Annotated in this window: 17 protein-coding genes; 10 read left to right on the top strand and 7 right to left on the bottom strand. The window is 73.0% G+C overall.

All coding sequences use genetic code 11. The annotated features are described in order from the left end of the window. Positions 1-25: 25 nt before the first annotated feature. Both I5071_RS41230 and I5071_RS41235 read right to left on the bottom strand, forming a co-directional pair. On the bottom strand, positions 26-1,075 hold the full coding sequence (locus I5071_RS41230; RefSeq protein WP_236518877.1) for a vWA domain-containing protein: 1,050 nt from the start codon (positions 1,073-1,075) through the stop codon (positions 26-28). A gap of 151 nt (positions 1,076-1,226) precedes the next feature. Continuing rightward, a complete protein-coding gene (locus I5071_RS41235) occupies positions 1,227-3,749 on the bottom strand; it encodes an FG-GAP repeat domain-containing protein (protein WP_236518878.1) in 2,523 nt (840 codons plus the stop codon). A gap of 106 nt (positions 3,750-3,855) precedes the next feature. Here I5071_RS41235 and I5071_RS41240 point away from each other — a divergent pair, with 106 nt between their 5' ends. The 4 genes from I5071_RS41240 to I5071_RS41255 are packed head-to-tail and all read left to right on the top strand — an operon-like array spanning position 3,856 to position 8,950. After that, positions 3,856-5,976, top strand: coding sequence for a diguanylate cyclase (locus tag I5071_RS41240; protein WP_236518879.1), 2,121 nt, complete (start codon positions 3,856-3,858; stop codon positions 5,974-5,976). A gap of 45 nt (positions 5,977-6,021) precedes the next feature. Further along, positions 6,022-7,116, top strand: a complete 1,095-nt coding sequence (locus tag I5071_RS41245; RefSeq protein ID WP_236518880.1) for an OmpA family protein — start codon at positions 6,022-6,024, stop codon at positions 7,114-7,116. After that, positions 7,113-8,237, top strand: coding sequence for a hypothetical protein (locus I5071_RS41250; RefSeq protein ID WP_236518881.1), 1,125 nt, complete (start codon positions 7,113-7,115; stop codon positions 8,235-8,237). Before I5071_RS41245 ends, I5071_RS41250 begins: the two co-directional genes overlap by 4 nt. Positions 8,238-8,266: 29 nt before the next feature. Further along, positions 8,267-8,950, top strand: a complete 684-nt coding sequence (locus I5071_RS41255) for an alpha/beta fold hydrolase (protein ID WP_419249693.1) — start codon at positions 8,267-8,269, stop codon at positions 8,948-8,950. An 80-nt stretch (positions 8,951-9,030) separates the two neighbouring features. On the opposite strand, the gene I5071_RS41260 is transcribed toward I5071_RS41255, so the two are convergent. Continuing rightward, entirely contained in the window at positions 9,031-9,636 is a 606-nt protein-coding gene (locus I5071_RS41260; protein WP_236518883.1) for a Type 1 glutamine amidotransferase-like domain-containing protein, read from the bottom strand. 7 nt (positions 9,637-9,643) lie between these two features. Further along, positions 9,644-10,141 (bottom strand): MOSC domain-containing protein, encoded by a 498-nt coding sequence (locus I5071_RS41265; protein WP_236518884.1) that lies wholly within the window; start codon positions 10,139-10,141, stop codon positions 9,644-9,646. 69 nt (positions 10,142-10,210) lie between these two features. Here I5071_RS41265 and I5071_RS41270 point away from each other — a divergent pair, with 69 nt between their 5' ends. The 3 genes from I5071_RS41270 (at position 10,211) to I5071_RS41280 (ending at position 15,775) form a co-directional block, all read left to right on the top strand. Continuing rightward, positions 10,211-13,735: a hypothetical protein gene (locus I5071_RS41270; RefSeq protein WP_236518885.1), complete on the top strand. Its 3,525-nt coding sequence runs from the start codon at positions 10,211-10,213 to the stop codon at positions 13,733-13,735. 123 nt (positions 13,736-13,858) lie between these two features. Continuing rightward, positions 13,859-14,329 carry a Cys-tRNA(Pro) deacylase gene (gene ybaK / locus I5071_RS41275; protein WP_236518886.1) on the top strand — a complete coding sequence of 157 codons (471 nt, stop codon included), beginning with the start codon at positions 13,859-13,861 and terminating at the stop codon, positions 14,327-14,329. A gap of 114 nt (positions 14,330-14,443) precedes the next feature. Beyond that, entirely contained in the window at positions 14,444-15,775 is a 1,332-nt protein-coding gene (locus tag I5071_RS41280; RefSeq protein WP_236518887.1) for a spinster family MFS transporter, read from the top strand. Positions 15,776-15,854: 79 nt separating this feature from the next. Here I5071_RS41280 and I5071_RS41285 read toward each other — a convergent pair whose 3' ends face one another. From I5071_RS41285 to I5071_RS41295, 3 genes are read right to left on the bottom strand one after another with little or no spacing between them, the layout of a single operon-like run. Beyond that, positions 15,855-16,751, bottom strand: a complete 897-nt coding sequence (locus I5071_RS41285; RefSeq protein WP_236518888.1) for a hypothetical protein — start codon at positions 16,749-16,751, stop codon at positions 15,855-15,857. Continuing rightward, the gene (locus I5071_RS41290; RefSeq protein ID WP_236518889.1) at positions 16,738-18,237 is read right to left on the bottom strand and encodes a hypothetical protein; all 1,500 of its coding nucleotides are present in this window, start codon (positions 18,235-18,237) and stop codon (positions 16,738-16,740) included. The genes I5071_RS41285 and I5071_RS41290 overlap by 14 nt, the downstream gene beginning before the upstream one ends. 17 nt (positions 18,238-18,254) lie before the next feature. After that, positions 18,255-18,521 (bottom strand): hypothetical protein, encoded by a 267-nt coding sequence (locus tag I5071_RS41295; protein ID WP_236518890.1) that lies wholly within the window; start codon positions 18,519-18,521, stop codon positions 18,255-18,257. 90 nt (positions 18,522-18,611) lie between these two features. Here I5071_RS41295 and I5071_RS41300 point away from each other — a divergent pair, with 90 nt between their 5' ends. The 3 genes from I5071_RS41300 to I5071_RS41310 are packed head-to-tail and all read left to right on the top strand — an operon-like array spanning position 18,612 to position 22,830. After that, complete coding sequence (locus I5071_RS41300) at positions 18,612-19,541, top strand: alpha/beta hydrolase (protein ID WP_236518891.1); 930 nt, start codon at positions 18,612-18,614, stop codon at positions 19,539-19,541. Between the two features lie 28 nt (positions 19,542-19,569). Further along, positions 19,570-21,321 (top strand): cation:proton antiporter, encoded by a 1,752-nt coding sequence (locus I5071_RS41305; RefSeq protein ID WP_236518892.1) that lies wholly within the window; start codon positions 19,570-19,572, stop codon positions 21,319-21,321. 48 nt (positions 21,322-21,369) lie between these two features. Beyond that, positions 21,370-22,830 (top strand): OmpP1/FadL family transporter, encoded by a 1,461-nt coding sequence (locus tag I5071_RS41310; protein ID WP_268921194.1) that lies wholly within the window; start codon positions 21,370-21,372, stop codon positions 22,828-22,830. Positions 22,831-23,091 lie beyond the last annotated feature (261 nt).

Here is a 23,091-nt window from a genome sequence, read left to right on the forward strand (position 1 = left end):
CGCGTGTCGCCCGTTCGCGAGGGGATCAGATGAGGATCACGTTGCAGGGGAACTGCGCGTCGATCGTCGCGCCGCGGCTCGTGAGGAACTCCTCGCACGCGTCGCCGAGGATCTCGATGTGCGTCTCGTCCACCGCGCGCCAGTCGGTGTTGCACTCGAGCTCGCCGCGCCCGGTCATCTCGACCACGCTGCCCTCGCACGCCTGCGCGGGATCGATGCGGCCTGCGAGCTCGAGCGTGCAGCTCACCTCGCCCGCGATGATCGAGCGCAGCGCGGTGCGCAGGCCCACGTCGTCGCCGGCGACCCAGTAGGGCGCGTCGCCGCTGTCGCGACCGATGCCGGCGTTCGCCATGTCCTGCATGTGCGCCTCGGAGATCTCGCGACCGACCGAGAGCAGGAAGGTGCGGATGCCCGAGCGATATCCGCGGCGCACCGCCGCGAGCGCTTCGGCCTGACCGTTCTGCGGGTTCGGGACCTCGCAGGTGTCGGGCTCGCCGTCGGTCGCGAGGATGAAGATCGTCGGATCGGGATCGGGATCCGGGATCGCGAGGAGATCGTCGAGGATCGCGTCGAGCGCGTCGCCGGTGGGCGTCTCCTGGAGCGGCCGTTCGTCGGCGTACATCTCGCGGATCGCGTCGAAGTTCATCATCGCGGGCGTGATGCTCGAGATGTGCGGGCACTCGACGGGCACGCTCGGGTCGTCGTCGAGGCCCGTGTAGAGCGCGATGCCGAAGCGCACGCTGTTCTCGAACTCCTTGATCAGACCGTCGTCGTCGAGGAGCGCGTTGCGCAGCGCGTTCCAGCGATCGGTGCCGCCGAAATTCTCGGTCATCGAGCCCGACTGATCGACGACCACGACGACCGTCGGGATGACGCGCGTCGTGCTGACCTGGGTGATCGCGCAGGTGCCGGGCGGCAGCGCGCCGTCGCGCGTCGAGATCACGCGACCATCGGGCAGACGCGTGAACGTGCCGCCGTCGTCCGAGCCGCCGCTCGTGCCGGCGTTGCAGCCGGGGCCGAGCGAGAGAGCGAGCGACGCAGCGACGATCGACAGCGAACGAAGCGATGAGGGCACACAGACCTCCGCCCGCCGTCTCTGCAGACGATGTGCCCGGATGATCCCGCCGGATCATTCGGGAGGCGCGGAGCCCGGAGCGTTCCGTGCGCCTCGCGCGGCGCACTCGTGGATCGGCGCCGGGGACGTGCGTCCTCGGCGCCGTTCGAGGTCACCCGAAGCCGGGGCAGCGATCCATCGCGCTCGACGCGTTGTCGTCCTCGTTGCACTCGATGACGGGATCGGTGGCAGTCGCACCGTCGACGCGCACTTCGTACGCGAGGTCGGTGTCGAACGGCACGTCGCTCACCGTGATCGTGATGCGCTCGCTCGCACCGGGGAGCAGCGGGCGCGTGGTCGCGCTGGTCGTGATCGTGCGCGCGGTCGGTGCAGTCTCGACGAACTCGACGGGCACGCCCGCGGGCACGCCGCGGCTTCCTGCGTTCGTGATCACCGCGCTCAAACGGATGCTCGACGAGCCACAGAGCGCGACCGCGTCGAGCGCGACCGTGAGGTTCGGCGCGTTGAACACGCCCGCGCCCTGCACGTTCTGGCGGTAGTTGTTGAGACCGTCCACCGACCAGTTGTCGTCCTCGCTCGTCGGGATGCCGCCGCGATCGTCGACGTTGGTCACGTGGTACGCGAACTGGTTCCAGATCGGGCGGGTGCGCACCCAGCGATCGTTGGGATCGCCGAACGCGAAGACGCCGAACGAGCCGTTGCGGAATTCGGGCGGCAGCGCGGCGACGTCGGCGACACCGAGCGCGTCGACCCACTGCGCGAGGCATCCGTCGCGATCGCCCTGATCGTTGTTCGCGGGCAGCACGATCTCGGAGTTGCCGTCGCGATCGACGTCGACGACCAGCGGGTACTCGAGGATCGTGCGCGACGAGTTGGGGCGCGGCGTCGCGAGCAGCTCGCGTCCGTCGCGTCCGTCGTAGACGTGCAGGAAGCACTCGTCGTTGTAGATGACCTCGGCGATGCCATCGCCCTGGAAGTCGAAGACGCTCGAGCCGGTGACCGAGCTCGAGACGTCCTGGGTCACGCGGGCCGAGCGCAGGAACGCGCTCGGCGAGTCGTCGCAGGTGCTCGCGGGATCGTCGGCGGGGCGCGTGCAGTCGCCGCCGGCGCGCGGGCGCGTCGCGTCGGGGAGACAGTCGGGATCGTAGACCGCGTAGCAGCCGCGCCCTGCGGTCGCGACCTCGGGCAGGCCGTCACCGTCGAAGTCCGCGACGGTCGGTGCGCCGCCGTTGCCGCCGCCGGGGATCGCGACGTTCGCGGCGAGCCATGTGCCGCCGGCGCCGACGAGGACCGCGCCCGTCGCGCCGTCGCGCACCGTGATCGCGCCGCCGCGGATCGAGATGACCTCGGGATCGCCGTCGACGTCGAGATCGGCCACCGCCGCGAGGCCGTGCTGCGGCGTGGTGCCCGCTGCGGGCCAGAGGCGCGTGCCGTCGAGGCCGTACGCGGCGCCGCCGGTGGTGAGCTCGAGCTCGGGATCGCCGTCGAGGTTCGCGACCGCGGGGCTCGCGAACGACTGCGAGGGCTCGCCGCACGCGCCGGCGTCGCCGCGGGTGCGCAGCGTCCAGCCCGCGCCCATGCGCTCGAAGCTCATCACGTGACAGCCCGCGGCGATCTCGGGGACGCCGTCGTGATCCATGTCGGCGATCGAGGGACCGCTGCGCGACGATGCCGCGCTGCCGGTCGTGATGCGCGCGAGCTCGGCCGTCCCGTCGCCGTCGAGCACGCGCAGCCCGCTGCTGCGCAGCTTGTAGACGACCTCGAGCGCGTCGTCGGACGGATCGAGGTTCGCGAGCGCGGCGACGCTGTGAGGCTGGGGGCCGTCGGTGGGCCCGACGCTCCAGAGCAATGCGCCGGTGCCGCCGTGGATCGCGACGAGCACGGTGTCGCCGTTCACCGGATCGCCACCCCCCTCGACCGGCACGCCGTACACCGCGACCACGACGTCCGGCACGCCGTCGCCCGAGACGTCGCCGACCACCGGCGTCGCGCCGACGTTCTGGTAGCGACGGCCGCCGACCTCGACGCCCTGCCAGTGCCACTCGACGTCGAGCTCGACGTCGTCGAAGTCGGGGCGCACCTCGCAGAGCGGGGGCGCGGGGTTCGCGAGGCAGCGGCCGATCGTGGGCTCGCAGTAGGTGCCCTCGTCGAGGCAGTCGTAGTCGTCGGCGCAGGTCGAGCCCGGCGTGACGCACGCGTCCTCGACGCACACCTCGCCCTCGCCGCAGCAGGTGTCGAGCGATTCGCCGCAGAGCGCGCGACCGGCTTCGCACGACGCCGCGCACACCACGCCGTCGAGGCAGATCTGGCCCGCGGCGCAGCACACGAGGTTGTTGTCGCCGCAGCGCGTGTTCTCGCAGACGGGCGCGCACACGAAGCCGTCGACGCACTCCTCGCCCTCGGCGCAGCACACGCGTCCACCGCGGCACTGGCGCTCGGGCGCGTCGGCGCAGCTTCCACCATCACCACCGGAGCTCGCGTCGCCGGGCACCGCGCCGTCGCGCCGCGGCTGGCAGGTGCCGTCGAGGCAGGCGAGATCGCTGCGGCAGTCGCTCGCGATGTCGCAAGGCGCGCCTGGGCCGCCGGGGCCCTCCCCGGCGCAGTCGCAGCCGGTCGCGACGAGGAAGAAGGAACAGGCGAAGAAGAGCGCGGAACCACCACCGCCGATGCGCATCGAGCCTCCACTCGCGAATCTATCACCAGCAGATTTGCGCGATGTGTCGGGATCGCCCCTTTTTTGACCCCGCGCGTCCCGATCCGGTACGCGACCAGGACCGTCGATGTCCTCGCTGGTCCACGCCGCGCTGACGATCCGCCGCACTGCGCGCGCCTCGTTCGGGCTCGTCGCCGCAGGTGCGCTGATCGCGCTCGATCTGCTCGGTGTGTTCCGCGGCGCGCTCGACGTGGAGCACGGTGTGGTCGCGGCTGCGTTCGCGGTGATCGCGATCACGCGCGGCATCGCGCGGTGGAAGCTCGAGCAGCAGGAGCGCGAGGGCGCGCAGCGCGAGACGATGGTGCTCGAGCTCGAGCTCGGGCTGATGCTGCTCGGCGGCACCCACGCCGCGGTGCAGGCGCTCGGTGGGCTCGAGGGCCCGCTCTATCCGATGGTCTACGTGGTCGTCGCGTTCCTCGCGGCGTTCGCGAAGAAGCCGATGGGCACGGTGCTGGTGCTCGCGGCGATCGCGCTCGAGGGCGCGATCTGGATCCTCGGCGAGCCCTCCGTGCCGGCGCGCACCGTCGCGCTGCACGCGCTCTTCGTGATGTTCTTCGGCGTGCTGAACCTGCTCTTCACGCGCGCCGAGATCGCGCGGGTGCGCGAGCGCAGCAAGAAGGAGCGCGCGGAGGAGCAGCAGAAGGCGCAGGAGGACGCGCGGCTCTTCCGGCTCGTCGCCGCGCCGAGCGCGGGCAACAGCGAGGAGCACGACGACGAGCGCATGTTCCGCTCGAGCGTCGAGGAAGTGCGCGACGCGCTCTATCACGCGCTCGATCTGCTCAAGCGCTCGCTCGAGCTGCACACGTGCATCCTGCTGTTCAGCGATCCCGACGGGCGGCTGCGCATCGTCGAGCTGGTGACCGACAGCGACGACGTGGCGGATGGCCCGTTCGACGCGGGCGCGGGCGCGGTGGGCGCGGTCGCGAGCCGCGGGCTCACGATGAACCTCGAGCACGTGAAGCCCGGGTACAAAGGGCTCTGCTACTACCGCTCGCCCGCGCTGGTGCGCGCGTTCTGCGGCGTGCCGGTGATGGAGAACGGGCACTTGCGCGGCGCGCTGTGCGCGGATCGCATCGACGATCGTCCGTTCACCGCGCGCGAGGAAGAGCTGCTCAAGAGCGCGATCGGCCAGGTGCTGCGCGCGCTGACGAACGAGCGGGTGTTCGTGCAGCTGCAGCGCAGCAAGCGCGAGCAGGCGGTGCTCTTCAAGGCGTCGCAGGCGCTCGGCGGCGCGCTCAGCGAGGACCAGGTGATCGAGGCGGGGCTCGGCGCGGCGACGAGCATCGCGCGCTACGACTTCGCGGCGATCACCCGCTGGGACGACGAGAAGAAGCAGCACCAGGTGCTGCGCGCGGTGGGCGAGGGCAGCGAGACCGTCAGCGGGCTCGCGTTCCGCGACAACGCGTCGCTCACCGCGATGGTGGTGAAGAACAAGCACTATCTCCCGTACCGCGGCGAGTTCGATGCGCGGCAGCAGACGCTCTTCACGACGAAGGCGAAGCTGCCCGAGCTGAAGAGCGTGCTGGTGCTGCCGCTCGTCGTGCGCGAGGACGCGATCGGCACCCTCGCGGTCGCGGCCCAGCGCTCCGATGCGTTCCCCGACTTCACGCGGCCGACGCTGCAGGTGCTCGCGAACCAGATCGCGATCTCGCTCTCGAACGCGCGCGCGGTGAAGCGCCTCGAGGAGATGGCGACGACCGATGGGCTCACGGGCTGCCTCAACAAGCGCGCATTCCTCGAGGAGCTCGACGCGAAGATGCGCAGCGCCGAGCGCTTCAAGCGGAAGCTCTCGCTGCTCGTGACCGACATCGATCATTTCAAGAGCGTGAACGACACCTACGGGCACGCGACCGGCGACGTGGTGATCAAGGCGCTCGGTCAGCTCCTCATGAAGATGAAGCGCGAGACCGATCGGGTGGCGCGCTTCGGCGGCGAGGAGTTCTGCGTGCTCTGCGAGGAGACCGACACCGACGGTGCGGTGCTGCTCGCGGAGCGGGTGCGCGAGGAGCTCGGCAAGACCGTGTTCCAGACCGAGCTCGGCAAGCTCAAGGTGACGTGCTCGATCGGCGTCGCGACGTATCCGCGCGATGCGAAGAGCGGCGCGGAGCTCTTCGAGATCACCGACAAGGCGCTCTACGCGGCGAAGCGCGGCGGCCGCAACAAGGTGTGCACGTCGAAGGACGTCTGACGCGACGGTTGGAAACCGCGGGGCGCGCGGACGACCTCCGCGGGCATGCTGCGACCGTTGTGCGTGGGGCTCGCGCTCGCGACGCTGCTCGTCTCGCGACCGGCGCTCGCCGACGACGACGTCGTGGAGGCGCGCTGGGCGCTGCGCGGATCGATCTCGGGCGGGCTCATGATCTCCGCGGATCAGCGCGATGTGCTCGCGCTCGACGGCGGAGGCGGGACGCTGCGGGTCTCGGCCGCGGCGCGGCCCCTCGACGGAGTCGACTGGCTCGAGGGTGAGCTCAGCCTCGGCGGATCGCTGGTCGGACCGGGGGAGGAGCGACCGGGCGGTGCGATCGACCTGCTGCTCGCGGCGCGTGTCGCGCCGCGCATCGACGACGTCTCTCCGTTCGCGGTGATCGGGATCGGTGTGGCGTTCACCGGGCCGCTGCTCCGTCCCGCGGCGTCGCTGGGGCTCGGTGCCGCGCTGCACCTCGACGACGAGCTCGCGATCTCGGCCGAGGTGTCGCTCCTGCACGTGATGCAGTCCGATGGGCCGAACCAGAGCGACGACGCGCTCTTCGTGAGCGCCGGGCTCGGGCTCTGGTGGCGACCCATGGTGCGCGCGCCCGAGCCACCACCGGATCCGCCGGTCACCCCGCGGCGCGTGCGGGTGCCTCCGCCTCCGCCTCCACCTCCGCCCGCGGCGCCTCCGCCTGCGCCGGTGCCGACCGAGGATCTCGACGCGCTGCTCGAGCGCGCGATCCCCACGCGCTCGCTCCACGTCGTCATGCTCGTGCCGCCAGTGCTGTTCGAGCACGGCGAGTCGGCGCTGACCGCGGTCGGCGAGGTCACGATGCACGACGTGCTCGAGCGCGTGATCGCCGCCGATCCTCGCGCCCGCATCGTGATCCAGGGCCACGCCGACGCGACGGGCACGCCCGAGATCAACCTCCCGCTCTCGACGCGACGCGCCGAGATCGTCGCGGAGTGGCTCGTCGCGCACGGGGTCGAGCGCTCACGCATGGTGCTGCGCGGCGAGGGCACGACGCGGCCGCTCGTGCAGGGCGCAAGCGACGACGTCGCGTCGCTCGCCCCCGATCGCCGGGTGACGATCCGCCTCGAGCTCGAGCACACGCCGGCGGAGGAGAGCGCGCCATGAGGCGCTTGGTGCCGCTCGTGGTGCTCGTGCTCGCGGGGTGCGACGCGGTCGAGCCGTGGGTCTCGATGCGGGAGCCACCGCGAGAGCCGACCGACGTCGTTCCCTGCGTGCGTCTCGTGGAGTGTGCGGTGCTCGACGAGCTGGTCGCGGGGCCGGTCTCCGGCGAGCCGACGCCTCCCACGCCGCGCTGTCGCGACGGGCTCGCGCCCACCACGCTCGACGTGAGCGACGACACCCGCATCGTCGCATCGAGCGTCGCGTGCACGGAGCTCGTGATCGACGTCGCGCCGGGCGAGACACCGGTCGCGATCACGTTCGAGGGGGACGCGCTCGAGGACGCGCGCGTCGTGATCCGCAGCGCGTCGCGGCCGGTCGACGTGCAGCTCGCGGTGTCGCGCGTGGCCGACGCGACGCTCGAGGGTGAAGGGCCGATCGCGATCACCGCCGCGGAAGGCGGGCTCGAGCGCGCTCGCATCGACGCGCCGGACGTGCGGATCGAGGGCGGCGATCACCACGACGTGGTGATCGCGGCGACCACCATCAGGGTGCGCGGCGCGCAGATCGATCGGTCGCGCCTCGACGCCGAGCACGTGGTGCTCGAGCGCGGCGTGCTCTCGGATGGGATCGCGCGCGCCGCGCGCGGCGAGCTGATCGGCGCGGACGTGCTCGACGCGACGCTGGAGATCGCGGAGCTCGCGGCCGGTGGCGGCGACTGGCTCCGCACCGCGCTCGCGCCCTGTCGGGGCGCGCTGCTCAGCCGCGTGCACCTGCGCTCGTCGCGGATCGGGGCGTGCGAGGCGCCCGTGGAGCTCGACGACGTCCAGGCCGACCTCAGCGTGTTCCACGGCGACCTCGAGGGCGAGAGCGGCTACTACGCGCAGTGCGTGTTCGGCGGCGACACCGTCGAGCTGCTCAGCCGCATCGCCGACAGCGCGCTCTGCGGCGTCGCGCGCGTCGTCGCGAACGAGGTCCAGTGCGTGCGCTGCGAGCCGGAATCGCCGCCCGACGTGTGCGGCCTCGTCGACGGCGACACGTCGTTCTGCCCGGGGATCTGCGAGGCCGCGTGCGACACCGGAACGCTCCGGTTCGGGGGACAGGCCTGCCGCCAGCCGGACCGATGAGTTCGGTGGGCCGGAGGCGTCTCTTCGAGATGGCGACCTACGTGTTGATCCCGGGCGCGACCGGGGACTCCTGGTACTGGCATCGCGTGGTGCCGCTCCTGAGGGCGCGAGGGCACGAGGTGGTCGCGCCGGATCTCCCGGCGCGCGACGAGAGCGCGGGGCTCGATGCGTACGTGGACGTCATCGAGCGCGCGATCGGCGATCGTCGCGACCTCGTGATCGTGGCGCAGTCGATGGGCGCGCTGAGCGCCCCGCTCGTGTGTGCGCGCCGCGAGTGCGAGCGATTGGTGCTCGTCGCGCCGATGATCCCGGCGCCCGGTGAGACCGGCGGCGAGTGGTGGGCGCGCTCGGGACAGACGGACGCCGAGCGCGCGATGGCGATCGCGGAGGGACGCGATCCCGACGCGCCCTTCGATCCCCTGGTGATGTTCCTCCACGACGTGCCGGAGGACGTGATCGTGCAGTCGGCGTCGCGACCGCACGCGCAGTCGTCGCGCCCGTTCGACGATCCGTGGCCCCTCGCAGCGTGGCCCGAGGTCGAGACCCAGGTGATCGCGGGCACGCACGATCGGCTCTTCCCGATCGACTTCGTGCGGAGGCTCGCGAAGGAGCGGCTCGGGGTCACGCCGATCGAGATCGACACCGGGCACCTCGTCGCGCTCGCGAAGCCGGCGGAGCTCGTCTCGCTCCTCACCGCGGGGCGAAGCCGATGACGTTGGGGATGCGCCAGAAGTCGTCGGTGCATCGCGCGACGGATGCGGTGCGCGCGAGGAGGATCGATGACGTTCTCGCGTCAGCGCGCGCGCACGACGCGCGACTGACCGTCGCCCTCGACGAGCAGCACCTCGTCGTCGCGCAGCGGGGTCAGCGTCCATTGCGCGCCGAATCGTTGCTGCGCGACGTCGTGCAGCAGCGCGCGCTCCTCGCGATCGTGGTGCGGGAGCACGACGTGCTCGGTGAGCCCGAGCCCCTCGAGCGACTGATCCTTCGCGGGCGCGAACGGGCTCGTGAGCACGTGCGGCTCGAGGCTCGGCCCCACGAGGATCGAGCCCGCGCTGACGCCGACGTAAGGCAGATCCGGGCGCGCCTGCAGCGCGCGATCGAAGCCGCTCGCGCGCGCCCTCGCGAGCAGATGGAAGGGATCACCGCCGGTGACGATCACGAGATCGCTCGCCGCGAGGCGCACCGCAATCGTCGGGTCGTCGTCGCGATCGAGCTCGCACGGCAGGAGCGAGAGTCCGATCGTCTCGAGCATCCCCGCGAAGAGCGCCCGCACCCGGTCGCGATCCTCGAGCGGATCGGCGGCGGTGGGCACCCATGCCGCGCGCCGCCCGCGCGCGCCTCCGAGGAATGCCTCGAGCCCGTCGAGCGAGAGCGACGCGAGGAAGAGCCTTCGCATCGCGCGATCATCCCACGTACGCGAGCGCGCGCACCGGATCGCCGATCGCGATCTCGCCGCCCTCGATCACCCGCGCGGTGATCCCTCCGTGGCCGCGCATCGCGTGGAACGCGCCCTCGCCGAGCGCCTCGTCCATCTTCGCGCAGGGCTCGCAGGTGCCGGTGCCCTCGAGGATCACGCCGTTCCCGATCGCGAAGCGCATGCGCCGCAGCGCGACCAGGTTCACGCCCGCGACCACCACGTTGCGCCGCAGCAGCGCGGGATCGATCGCGCCCTCGCGGCCCAGCAATCGCGCGATCACGCCGAGGTGCTCGGCCTGGATCAGCGTGACCTGGCGCTTTCCTCCCTCGCGCCGCGACACCCGGTCCCGCTCGAGCCCGCGATCGGCGAGCACCACCGCCCGCTCGAGCACCTCGATGGGCGCGCCGTGGTCGGGGCGGGCCCCGATCCACGTCACCCGGCCGATCTGCGGCACCCGCTCCAGGCGCTCCCGTAGGGTCTCCATCCTGCCAGAACGTACGGGATCGGATCGATCTTGGCGCGGACCACCGGGATCGGCGACGATCGAATGTGGGTGACTGCGAGCACGCAGAGCGCAGGCGCGGCGAAGGATCGTCCGACGCTGCTGATGGTCGGGCACGGCGAGCCGATGGACGCCGCGCTCCGCGTCGCGCTCGATCGTCACGGCCTCTTCGTGGAGGAAGCATCGACCGCCGACGCGCCCGGCGCGGTGCGGATGGCCGCGCCCGACCTCGTGCTGCTCATGGGCGATGCCGCGCGGGATGGTGGGCGCGCCGTGCTCGAGGCGCTCTCGCGCGACCCCGCGACGAGCGTGGTGCCGGTCGCGCTGCTCTCGGAAGATCAGGGCGCGCTCGACAAGCGCGTGCTCGCGTTCCGCTACGGCGCGATCGCGGTGGTGCCCAAGACGCCGAGCGTGGACGAGATCGCGCGGCGCGTCGCCCAGCTCGCGCGCGAGCTGCCCGATCGGGATGCCGATGGCGCGGAGCTCGGGGAGGCGACGTTCGACGAGCTCGTCGGGCTCGTCACGCGCGAGCTGCGCAGCGGGATCCTCAGCGTCGGGCGTCAGGGCGGCGATCCGATGCGCATCGTGCTCGGCGCCGGCAGGCCGGTCGCGGAGGCGGTGCAGGAGTTCGTGCAGCGGCTGCGCCCGCTGGTGTCGCGCGCCGAGCCGCTCGTCTACGAGTTCCACAAGGACGGCGCGGGCGGCGCGATCGAGCTGATCGATCCCGAGGGCCCGCGGCGCGCCGACCTGACGATCTTCCGCGGGCTGCGGGTGCTGCTGGTCGATCACGATCCGTCGCGCGCCGATGCGCTCGCGCAGGAGCTGCGATCGCGCGGGGCGACCGTCGCGGTGAGCGACAACGGCGGCGCCGGGCTCGAGCGCGCGGCGGGGCTCGATCCCGAGGTCGTCGTGATGGACGCCGCGGGGATCGACGGGCCGGGGTTCGAGGTGGTGCGCCAGCTGCGGCGCGACGTGCGGCTGCGCTGGGCGTCGATCCTCGTCGCGCCGTGGGACGAGCTCTGGCCCGATCCGCGCGGCGCGCCGGACGCCGAGCGCCTCGCCGAGAAGATCGCGCCCCTGGTGATGCACGATCGTGCGCTGCGGGAGCGCGCGAGCGCCGAGCGCGCGTTCGATGCGCGCCTCGAGGCGACCGGGCCGTGCCGGCTGCTGCGCGCGATCGCGGGCGCGCCGGGCACCTGCCACGTGATGATCCGGAGCTCGAAGGCGGTGGTCGAGGTCGACCTCGCCGAGGGGCTCGTGGTCGGCGCGAGCGGGACGCGCTCGACCGGCGAAGGGCTCGAGGGCACGCGCGCGCTCGCGGCGCTGCTCGCGATGGGCTCGGGGCGCGTGCGCATCGAGCAGCGGGCGCACCCCGCGACCGCGAACGTGATGGCCCCGGTCGACGAGGCCCTCGCCCGCGCGTCGCAGGAGTCGCCGCCGATCGCGCTCTCGATGCTGCCGCCCTCGTTCGGCACGCCGACCGCGACGTCGCCGAGCAGCAGCGCGCCGGGGCGGCGCCGGCCCTTCCCCAACGCCAGCGAGCTCGGCCGCGACGTGCTCGCGATCCCCGACTCGGGGCTGGACTCGGAGAACGATCTTCCGGCGCCGATCGAGCCGCCGAGCGTCACCCGGATGTCGCAGAGCGTGAAGCCCACCGCGCCCGAGGATCTCAGCTGGGGCGACAGCGAGCCCCCGCGCCCGAAGCAGCCGGTGATCCCCGCGGCGAGCACGCTGCCGCGCCCGACGCCGCGCGAGACCCCGCCGATGGCTGCGCGGCCCCCGACCGTCCCGCGTCCCGCGCCGGCGGCGCCGCCCACGGCCGCGCCGGTGCCCCACACGACGCTCAAGGGCCCTGCGTTCGCCGCGCCGCCCGCCAGTGCCGCTCCGTCGCGCCCGAGCTCGGAGAAGCTGCCCCAGGGCGTCCTGGGCGGCCCCGCGGCCGCTCCCCCGCCCCCCGGCGGGCCCGCGCCGCGCCCCGCCGCGCCGAGCGCGCGCAAGCAGACCCTGGTGATGGGCGTGATGCGCGGCTCTGCGCAGTCCACCCAGGGCCTGCCGGCGGCGCGCGCACCGATCGCACCGCCCGCCAAGCCGGCGGCCGCCGCGGAGCCGCCGCGCGCGCCCGTGGTCCCCAGCGCGCCGGTGGTCGCGACCCCGGCCGCGAGCGCGCCGGGCCCCGATCGCCAGCGCCGCGTGCCGACGCGCCGCACGACGCTCCAGATGACGTCGTCCGAGCTGCCGCCCGGGGCGCTCGCGACGGCGAGCACGGCCCCCGAGGGCGAGCCCGAGTCGGGCGAGACCCGGCGCGCGTCGTCGCCCGAGGTCGGCGATGCCCGCAGCAGCGCGACGCTCGGTCGGATCGCGACCGCGCGGCGATCGACCGCGAGCGATCTGCGCGCGATCGAGCGGCGCGCCGTCGCGGAGGAGATCACGTCGCGCGGCGCGTCCGATCCGCGCATCGAGTCGCAGGAGGACGCGGCCTCGCCCTCGTCTCCGCCGGCCGAGATGGACAGCGCGGATCTGGTCGAGCTCGGCTCTTCGTCGAGCGAGGGGATGGCGCCGGAGACCCCGCGCGATCGGCCGCTCTCGGCGCGCCCCACGCCGGCGGACGCGTCGAGCGCGCCGGCGGGCATGCTCACCGGGCCGCCGCCGCCGCCTCCTCCGCCTCCGCCGCAGCAGGTGGCGCCCCCGCTTCCGGCTTCGAGCCCGCCGCCCCGGCGCTCGACGCCGCCGCGGGTGTCGAGCCCGCCCTCGCGGGGCTCGTTCCCGCCGGCGCAGCGCACGAGCGCGCCCCCGCAGGCGACGTCGGAGACCGGCGGTCGGGGCGGGGCGTCGCGCGTGCTCGGGTACCTGGTGCTCGCCCTCGCGCTGCTGACGGTGCTCGGGGTCGTCGGGCTGATCGTGGCGCGGCGGATGGGGATCTGGCCGCCGCAGGGCGTGGTCGTGCTCGGGGTCGGAGAGCCGCTGTTGGAGCCGCCGCCGGTGCAGGACGTGGCGCCGGTGCCCGAGGCGCCGGTCGTCGAGCCGCCGGCCGTCGAGCCGCCGGTGGTCGAGCCGCCGCCCGCCGAGGCCGCTGCCGAGCCCGTCGTCGCACCGCCGGAGCCCGCGCCCGCCGTGGAGCCCGAGCCCGCCGTCGAGCCCGAGCCCGTCGAGCCCGAGCCCGCCGTCGAGCCGGCTCTCGCCGAGGCACCGCCGCCCGAAGCCACTGCCACGCCGGCCGAAGAAGCCGCGCTCGCGCCGGTCGAGGGCGAGACCGCCGACGACCTCGTCGCGCGCGCCCGCTCCGCGCCTCCGGCGTTCGCCGAGGTGCTCTACCGCCGAGCGCTCTCGCTCGACCCGCAGAACCACTACGCGATGGTCGGCCTCGCGCGGCTGCTCCTCGATCGCGGCGCCGCCGCCGATGCCCTCCCGTTCGCCGAGGACGCGGCGCGCCGCCGGTCTCGCCGCGCGCCCTATCGCATCCTGCTCGGCGACATCCGCCGCGCGACCGGCGACGAGAGCGGCGCGCGCGAGGCCTGGGAGGCCGCGCTCGAGATCGAGCCCGACAACGCCCAGGCCCTGCAGCGCCTCGGTCGCTGAATCTCTGCAGGAGTGCTCGTTCCGTCGGTCCCGGACGGGAGCGCGCGGAGCGCGCGGACGGTAGGGCCCGGCGGGCGAGCCGAGTTCTCGACCGGCTTCGACCCGCGCTACACCTCGCCCGGAATGCCGAAGACGAACGCGTGCCGCGTGCTCGATCAGCTCGGGATCTCGTACGAGCTGCGCGAGTACGACGTCGATCCCGACGATCTCAGCGCCGAGACCGTCGCGCAGAAGGTCGGCATGCCGCTCGAGCAGGTGTGGAAGACGCTCTGCTGTCGCGGCGACGGCAAGGACATCGGCTTCGCGGTGATCGCCGCGGGCACCGAGCTCGACCTCAAGGCCTACGCGCGCGTCGCGGGGCACAAGAGCGCGGAGCTCGTGCCGCTCAAGGAAGTGCAGCCGATCACCGGGTACATCCGCGGCGGCGTCACCGCGCTCGCCGCGAAGAAGCCGTACCCGGTGTGCTGCGACGAGACGATCGAGCTCTTCGACGTGATCAGCGTGAGCGCGGGCGTGCGCGGGACCCAGATCCTGATCGCACCGAGCGACTACCTGCGCGCGACCGGCGCCAAGGTGGGCCCGATCGCGCGCTGAGCGCGCTGTGTCGCATCGCACAATCGCAGGCCCCAGGCCCAGCAATGTGCGGCAACTCCTGTTTGTGCATTGCAGCAAACATCCGCTACCGTGAGCGACGGAAGAGGGGATGTCGTGAACCAAGTCCGAGTCGCTGCGCCGCAGCAGGCCGCGTCACCCGCGTACCGCTACTACGTGCTCGCGGTCCTGACGCTGATCTACATGCTCAACTTCCTCGACCGTCAGATCATCGGCATCCTCGCGACGCCGCTGAAGGACGAGTTCGAGCTCTCCGATAGCCGTTTCGGCCTCATGGGCGGGCTCGCGTTCGCGCTGCTCTACTCGAGCCTCGCGATCCCGATCGCGTGGGCCGCCGATCGGTTCAGCCGCGTGTGGATCATGACGATCGCGCTGACGATCTGGTCGGGCTTCACCGCGCTCTGCGGGCTCGCGGGAAGCTTCACCCAGCTCTTCCTGTGCCGCATGGGCGTGGGCATCGGCGAGGCGGGCGGCGTGGCTCCCGCGTACTCGCTGATCGCCGACTCGTTCCCGAAGTCGCAGCGGGCGCGGGCGATGGCGGTCTACGCGTTCGGCATCCCGCTCGGAACCGCGGCGGGCACGCTCGTCGGCGGTCTGCTCGCCGCGACCTACGGCTGGCGCGTCGCGTTCGTCACCGTCGGTCTGCTCGGCGTGATCGTCGCGCCGCTGCTGCGGCTCTCGGTGCGCGATCCCGAGCGCGGCGCGATGGACGAGCACGCTGCGCCGAAGGAGGCGCCGCCGTTTCGCGACGTGCTGCGCACCGTGCTCCCGAAGCGCAGCTTCTGGCTGCTCTCGTTCGGCGCCGCGTCGTCGTCGGTGTGCGGCTACGGCGTCGCGGCGTGGCTCCCGAGCTTCTTCATGCGGAGCTTCGAGCTGAGCCTCGCCCAGACCGCCTGGTACTACTCGGGCATCTCGCTGGTCGGCGGCGTGGTGGGCATCTGGCTCGGCGGCGCGATCGCCGATCGCCTCGGACGGCTCTCGAAGGCCGCGTACCCGCTGACGCCCGCGATCGCGTTCCTGATCTCGGTGCCGTGTTTCCTGCTCGGCATGAACTCGGCGCGCCTGATCCAGACGTTCTTCCCCGACGCGGGCGCGAACGGCTGGCAGGCGCTCGCGATGGCGTTCGTCGTGTTCGTCGTGCCGACCGGGCTCAACCTCGCGTGGCTCGGGCCGGTCACCGCGGCGGTGCAGCAGCTGGTGCCCGCGCCGATGCGCACGACGGCGTCCGCGCTCTTCCTGCTGATCAACAACCTGCTCGGGATCGCGGTCGGCGTCTTCTACTTCGGCTGGATGTCCGACCTGCTGCGTCCGACGTTCGGCGAGGAGAGCCTGCGCTGGTCGATCTACACCGGCATGGCGTTCTACATGCTGTCGTCGTTCCTGCTCTATCGCGCGTCGCGCACGCTGCAGCACGACTGGGTCGACTGAACGAGCGCCGAAATATCGGCTCGCCCGTCCACGTGCTCCGCAGCGGGCCCTCCGCCGGCGAGCGCTCGAGCTGGGCTGATCACTCGAAGGTCGCGGCGAGCGAGCGGCTCGCGCGCTTCTCGACGAACGCCGCGAACGAGCGCAGCCGCGCCCGCGCCGCCTCGTCGAAGAACGACGCGAGCGCGCCGCTGCTCGTCATGCGCACCGCGAGCTCGTGGGTGCGCCCGTCGCGCGTGCGCACCACGAGCCCTTCCACCGTTCCCTCGACTCGCTCGATCGACGCGAGCGGGATCGCCCGCACCATCGACCACCAGCGCCATTCGAGCGCGCGCTCGCCGAGATGGATCGTCGCAGGACGGAGCGCGAAGATCCCGAGCGGGATCCCGACGATCGCCGCGGGCACGCCGATGCGCGCCGGTCCGAGGAGCCCGATCACCACGCCCGCGAGCAGCGCGGCGAACGCCGCGAAGCCGAGCACGAAGCCCACGTAAGGCACCGCGAACGCGCCCGGCATCGCGCGCATCGTGCGCAGCTCGCGCTCCGGTCGATCGAGCGCGTCGACGATCTCGCACGCGACGTCGCGCGACGCTTCGATGCACGCGCGGGGCAGGCCGAGCGCGCCGCGCGCCCACAGCACGCCGTGGATCCCGTCGTACACGCAAGAGCGCACGTCGTGGGGCGCTCCGGCGATCACCAACACGCCTGCGCGTGGCACCTCGATCGGCGCGGCGCGCATGTCGCGCGGCGGCGCGCTCCAGGCTCGCAGCGCGAGCCGCGACGTGAGCCCGATGACGCCGAGCGCGACGATCGGGAAGACGTGGGTGGCGTCCGGCAGCGCGCGACCGACCACGAGGCCGGCTGCGATCCCGAGCGCGACGCCCGCCACGCCGATGCCGATGGCGATCATCCGCCGCAGCGCCACCGAGCCGGCGCTCGCCGCACGCAGCGACCAGGTGCGCGGGTCAGCCGCGGCCACGGCGCGTGCTCGAGAGCTCCTCGGTGACCTCGACCATCGTCGCGCGATCCTGCGGCTCCTCCGCGGGATCCCACCAACCTTCTTCGAAGTCGGCGCGCAGCGGCGCGCCTCGCGCGCCTGCGATGCGCGCGAGCTGCCCGAGATCCTGCGCCAGCGCGGGGTGGGGCGGCACCGCGCGCGAGAGCGCGGCGTCGAGCGCATCGGGATCGAGATACCGCGTTCGCGCGTCGCGCCCGAGGCGCTCCACCTCGGCCGCCATCGCAGGCTCGGGCAGCGCGCGCGCGATCTCGCGCACCGCATGCGCCGGCGCGCGCAGCTCGAGCCCGCTCGTCGCGGTGATCACGATCGACGAGGTCCCGTCGGGCTTCGTGTGCTCGACGATCGTGCGCGGGCTGGGATCGCGCACCCGGCGCAGCGCGCCCATCCAGCCGTGCGGGCCGGGCGCGCCGAGCCGATGCCGCAGCGCGCCCGCGATCCCTGCGAGCGCGTGCTCGTCCTGCGCGAGCCGATCCGCGTCCATCTGCGGCACCACGCGCTCCACGAGCTCGAGCAGCACGCTCAGCACCGGTACCAGCGCGGGATCGATCGGACGATCGAGCACCGGACCCAGGATCTGCAGCGCGCGCTCGATGAGCGATCGCCGCAGCTCGGGGCTCTCGAACACGCGCGATCCCGGATCGAGCCCGCGCGCGACCACCGCGACGAGGAAGCTGATCGCGCGGCGATCGCTCGGCGTCGCGTAGGGGAGGAGCAGCGCATCGAGCGCCGGGAGGTTGCGCGCGGCGATCGCCGCGACGTCGTCCCACGACACGCCGCCCTTCACCCGCGCCAGCGCGTCCGCGACGATCTCGACCGGCGCGCTCTCCACCGCGCGCAGCACCGCCGGCGCCCCGGTGCGTGCGATCCACGCCTCGAGCGCGCGCCCTCGCACGTCGGCGCCGTGTTGCGCCAGCGACTCGTGCAGCTCGAGCGCGAGCAGCGGGCCTCCCTGTGCGATGCGTCGCTCCAGCACCGCGAAGCGCAGATCCGCGTCGGCATCGCCGCGCCCGAGCAGCGCGTCGCATCCCGCTTCGATCAGCGGCGGCGCGCGCTCGGGCAGCGCCTCGACGAGCGCGCGCAGCACGCCGCCATCGCGCTCGTGCGCGAGACGATCGACCAGCACCTGCACCGCGCTGCGCTCCTCGCCGGCGTGCTTCGCGAGCAGCGCGCACGCGGTCGCGCGCAGGCGCGGATCGGGATCGTCGCGCGCGATCGTCACGATGGTCGCGAGCTCGCGCTGGCGCTCGAGGACGCCGAGCAGGTGCTGCCGCACCCCGACGCTGAGCCCGCTGCCGGGATCACGCGCGGTGATCGCGCTCGCACCGAGCCGCGTCGCGAGCGCCCATGCCGCGCGCACCCGCGTGACCACGTCGTCGCTCTCGCGCTGCAGCGCGCGCAGCTCGTCGTCGGAGCGCGCCGCCGCGTCGGCGTCGCTCGTCAAGCGCACGGGCGTGCTCCGATCGCTCACGACGCGAACGCAGTCCAGGTGGAGGCCGGGCGCACGCGCACGTCGGGATCGAGCCCCCCGCGCCCGAGGTGATCGACGTGCTCGCGCCCCGGCGTGTGCTGCGGCAGCGCGTGCAGCCCCGTGAACTCGACCTCGCGCGTGGTGATGCGCATGCGACCGATCGACGAGATCTCCTCGCCGACGAGGAGCTGCTCCGTCTCGTTCGAGTCCAGCAGCGCGCGCGTCAGCGCTCGCGCGAACGTGCGCGCCGTGTCCCAGTCCACCGCGCGATTGTAGGAGCCGGGCGATGCTCGCTCCAATCTCTCGTGACGTGGTGCTCGCGTCTCGTGACGGGCTGCTAGAGTCGGCCCCCGATGACGACGACCGAGACGCTCATGCTGCGGGCCGACGACGGCGTGGAGATCGCGGTGCACCGCTGGCTCCCTGCAGGGAAGCCGCGTGGAATCGTACAGATCGCGCACGGCATGGCCGAGCACGGCAAGCGCTACGCGCGGCTCGCGAAGACGCTCAACGAGCAGGGCTGGGCCGTCTACGCGAGCGATCACCGCGGCCACGGCCTCACCGCGAAGACGGACGCCGAGGTCGGGCACTTCTGCGACGAGGACGGCTGGAACCGCGTGATCGCGGACCTGCGCATGGTCGCGCAGCACGCGCGCCGCGAGCACCCCGGCGTGCCCTACGTGCTCTTCGGGCACTCGATGGGCTCCTTCCTCGCGCAGACGCTGGTGCTGCGCCATCCGCAGGAGCTCGACGCGCTCGTGCTCTCGGGCTCGACCGCGGGCGGCGGTCCGCTCGTCTCCGCGGGCAAGCAGGCCGCGAAGCTCGAGCGCATGCGCGTCGGCAAGCGGGGCACGAGCCCGGTCCTCACCCAGCTCTCGTTCGGCAGCTACAACCGCGGGTTCGAGGGGCGCACGAAGTTCGACTGGCTCTCGCGCGATCCGGTCGAGGTCGACCTCTACTGCTCGGACGAGCGCTGCGGCTTCGAGGTCACGACGCAGACCTGGATCGACCTGCTCGGCGCCCTCGAGGAGCTGGGACGCGGTCAGTGGTCGCGTCTCCCTCGCGAGCTGCCGATCCTGGTGTTCGCGGGCGAGCTCGATCCGGTGGGCGAGCGCGGCAAGGGCGTGCGTCGCCTCGTGAGCGCGATGCGCAAGGCCGGCCTCGCGCGGGTGAGCGACCGTCTCTATCCCGCTGGCCGTCACGAGATGATCAACGAGACCAACCGCGACGAGGTGACGGGCTCCCTCGTGCGCTGGCTCGACGAGCACGTTCCGCGCGCGTGAGCGCGCCGATGCATGTAGTCTGCGATCGGTGGATCTCGTTCGACGACGCGCGTGGCGCCACGTCGGCCTGCTCGTCGCGTCGGCGGCCGTCCTGCTCGCGTCGTACGGCGCACCGGCGCGCGGGCAGGACGCCGGCGCGGGACGAGGCGCCGATGCCGGCGCCGCGCGGGCGGGCGACGAAGCGATCGACGCGGGCCAGCGCGTCGAAGCGACCGACGCCGGCACCGTGCGAGCGCGCGCTCCGCGACCGCTCGATGCCGGAGCGCGCGATGCGGGCGCCGGCCTGGCCGATGCCGCGCTGATCGACGGTGGCGCGGACGCGTCGATCGCGGACGCCGGGCTCGAGGTCGACGCGGGCACCGATGCGGGCCTGATCGCGCTCGTCCCGATCGAGCCCGTCGAGGGCGAGGTCCCCACCGAGATCCCGTCGATCACCGGCGAGAGCGACGGCAGCCGCGTCATCCGCACGCTGCTGGGGCTCGTCGCGCTGCTCGCGCTCGCGTGGATCGGCGCGCACCCGCGCGTGCAGAAGCTCGAAGAGCGCATGGGGATCTCGCAGGTCGTCACCAGCGGCCTGCCCTTCGTCGCGCTCGGGGTGCTCTGCCGCGCGCCCGGCATCGACATCCTCAACGACGAGGTCCTGATCGCGATCACGCCGCTGCTGCAGTTCGGCCTCGGATGGATCGGGTTCCACACCGGCTTCCAGTTCGAAGGCGCGGCGATGGACGAGGTGCCGAAGGGCACGTCGTCGGTGGTGATCCTCCTGACCGGCGCGTCGTTCGCGACGATCGCGGTCGCGTGCGGGCTGCTCCTCTTCGCGACGGGGCTCGGCGGCGATCCCTTCCGCATGACCACGTTCGTCCGCGATGCGGCGATCGTGGGGCTCGCGGGCGCGCTCTCGGCGCCCACGCTCGAGCGACTCGGTGGCCAGCGCGTCCCGGCGCGCGCGATGGAGCTCGCGCGGACGATCGGCGTGCTCGACGACGTCGTCGGCGTGGTCGCGCTCGCGATGCTCTTCGCGTGGCTGCACCCCGCCGAGGGTGGCAGCTGGAACCTGCCGGGCGTCGGCTGGCTCTTCGTCACGTTCGGCATGGCCGCGACGCTCGGCCTCGTGATGTACGCGGTGCTCCGCGGCACCGAGTCGGCGGCCGAGAGCTCCGCGCTGCTGCTCGGCAGCGTGTGCTTCACCGCGGGCATGGCGGGCTTCTTCTCGCTGCCGCCGCTCGTCGTGTGCTTCCTCGCCGGCATCCTTTTGAAGAACCTGCCGGGCGGCGACAAGCCGCGTCTGTCGGCGGCGTTCGCGCGGCTCGAGCGGCCGATCTACCTGGTGTTCCTGGTCGTCGTCGGGGCGCTCTGGCGGGTCGACGACTGGCGCGGCTGGGTGCTGCTGCCGGTGTTCGTCGTCGCGCGCGTCGTCGGTCGCGCGCTCGGTGCGCGGGTCGCGCGGCGGCTGCCCCAGGACGCGCGCCACCCCGGGCTCGACGAGATGTCGACGCCCGAGCTGATCACGCCTCCGATGGGCGCGCTCGCGCTCGCGTTCGTCATCACCGCCCGCACGCTCTACGAGAGCCCGGCGACCCAGGCGATCGTGACCGCGGTGATCGGCGGCGCGGTGGCGACCGAGATCATCGTGCAGATCACGTCCCGCAAGGCGCGCCCGCGGCGATCGGGCACCGCATCGCGCTCCGGCGAGACCACGATCTCGTCCGCCGAGACCCCGCTGGCGACGACGGAGCCTCCGCGCGCGGGGACGGACGAAACCGAACCTTCATCCAATTGACGCGACGCGTCTTCCGCCACGCGGCCGCTTCGGATAGCGTGCTCGGCCGTGACGCGCACTTCGCTTCGAACGCTCGCGCTCGTCGCGGCTCTTCTCCTTGCCACCTTGCCGGCTCCACGGGCTCGCGCAGGCGGGTTCGAGGTGCCCGATCAGAGCGCGGTCGCGGGGGCGACGGGCGGCGCGGGCACGGCGCGTCGCGACGACCCTTCGGCGGCGTTCTACAACCCCGCGGCGCTCGCCGATGGACGCGGGTTCCGCGGCGGGCTCGGCATCCTGCTCGCGGTGCCGAACATCTCGATCGAGCACCTCGAAGGCGACATGGAGACGTCCTCGACGGTCTCCGGCGTCTCGCCGCCGCCGCACCTTCACCTCTCGTACGCGGAGAACGAGTGGGCGGTCGGCGCGTACCTCGGCGTCTCGCACGGCACGAGCGTCTCGTGGCCCTCGGCGCCCGACGCGTGGTGGGGGCGCTTCGAGGCGATGAGCACGAACCTCCTCGTGTTCCGCGCCGCGCCGTTCTTCTCGCTGCGGCTCGGCGGCGAGCACGGCCTCCTGCGCGACTTCCCGGACATCCGGCTCTCGATCGGCGCCCACGTCGACACCGCGCGCGCCGAGACCCGCCGCCAGCTCGACTTCATCGACGTCGAGGGCTCGGTGCACGTGCTGATGTGGGGCGCGGGCGTGGGCGGCGATGCCTCGATCTTCTGGCAGGCGACCCCGGAATTCGCGCTCGGCGCCTCGTACAAGAGCCGCACCTGGATGCGCGCGACGGGCGACGCCGACTTCACGGTGCCGCCGCCGTTCCTCGGCCGCGCGCCGGACCAGCACGCGTCGACCGAGCTCGTGATCCCGGATCGCCTGACCTTCGGCGCGGCGTGGCAGCAGCGCGAGTTCGGCGTGTTCGCCGACGTGGGCTGGACCGCGTGGAGCGTGCGCGACCGGCAGCGCGTCGACTTCGAGCGCGAGACCACGACCGACAGCGACGTGCCGCAGAATTGGCGCGACACCTGGGTGTTCCGGCTCGGCGGCGAGGTCACGCCGATCGACTGGTTCCACGCGCGGGCGGGCCTCTTCTACGACATGGAGGCGTCGCCCCCCGACACGCTGGGACCGGCGTCGCCCGACATGGCGCGCTTCGGCGTGACGCTCGGCATGGGCTTCGACGTGACCCGCGAGATCGGGATCGACGCGAGCTACTCGTACGTGACGTTCATCGGCCGCGAGTCGACCAGCCAGGACGCGCCGCTGGCGCGCTACTGGGGCGATCTGCACGTGGTCTCGTTCACGGCGCGGCTGGCGGTGGACCCGACGCCCGAGCCGCCGGTGGTGGAAGAGATCGTGACCGACGTTCGCCCGGCGGAGCCGGTGGTCGCCCCGGAAGAGACCGCCCCGCCGCCGGTCGTCGAGGAAGCGCCCCCGGTCGAGACGCCGGAGGAGCTGGCGCCGCCGCCCGCGACCGAGACGACGACCGAAGCGCCGGCCGCGCCGCGTCGTCAGCGCGCACGCTGACCGAACGGTCGCGTTACTTCCGGGCTCTCAGGACGCCGTGCGAGACGTGTCTCGCACGGCGTTTTTGCGTGTTTCGCGGGGATTTCGCGCTCGGCAGCGCGTCGCCGGGCAGTGTCAGTGAGAGCGGATTGACACGCTGAGGCTACAATGTAGGGCTCCCCGTTGACGGGCTCTCGTCGGCTGCGCAAGGCTCGTACACCTGTCGAATATTCGGCGGTTCGAGCTCGAGGAGGCTGAATGAGCACCCGTTGTTTCGCTGCG

Source organism: Sandaracinus amylolyticus, assembly GCF_021631985.1.
Classification (GTDB): Bacteria; Myxococcota_A; Polyangia; order Polyangiales; family Sandaracinaceae; genus Sandaracinus; species Sandaracinus amylolyticus_A.

Coding starts and splice junctions, on each gene's coding strand:
- I5071_RS41240 (WP_236518879.1), top strand. CDS start 3,856: ATGTCCTCGCTGGTCCACGCCGCGCTGACGATCCGCCGCACTGCGCGC.
- I5071_RS41250 (WP_236518881.1), top strand. CDS start 7,113: ATGAGGCGCTTGGTGCCGCTCGTGGTGCTCGTGCTCGCGGGGTGCGAC.
- ybaK (WP_236518886.1), top strand. CDS start 13,859: ATGCCGAAGACGAACGCGTGCCGCGTGCTCGATCAGCTCGGGATCTCG.
- I5071_RS41260 (WP_236518883.1), bottom strand. CDS start 9,636: ATGCGAAGGCTCTTCCTCGCGTCGCTCTCGCTCGACGGGCTCGAGGCA.
- I5071_RS41255 (WP_419249693.1), top strand. CDS start 8,267: ATGGCGACCTACGTGTTGATCCCGGGCGCGACCGGGGACTCCTGGTAC.
- I5071_RS41300 (WP_236518891.1), top strand. CDS start 18,612: ATGACGACGACCGAGACGCTCATGCTGCGGGCCGACGACGGCGTGGAG.
- I5071_RS41235 (WP_236518878.1), bottom strand. CDS start 3,749: ATGCGCATCGGCGGTGGTGGTTCCGCGCTCTTCTTCGCCTGTTCCTTC.
- I5071_RS41245 (WP_236518880.1), top strand. CDS start 6,022: ATGCTGCGACCGTTGTGCGTGGGGCTCGCGCTCGCGACGCTGCTCGTC.
- I5071_RS41265 (WP_236518884.1), bottom strand. CDS start 10,141: ATGGAGACCCTACGGGAGCGCCTGGAGCGGGTGCCGCAGATCGGCCGG.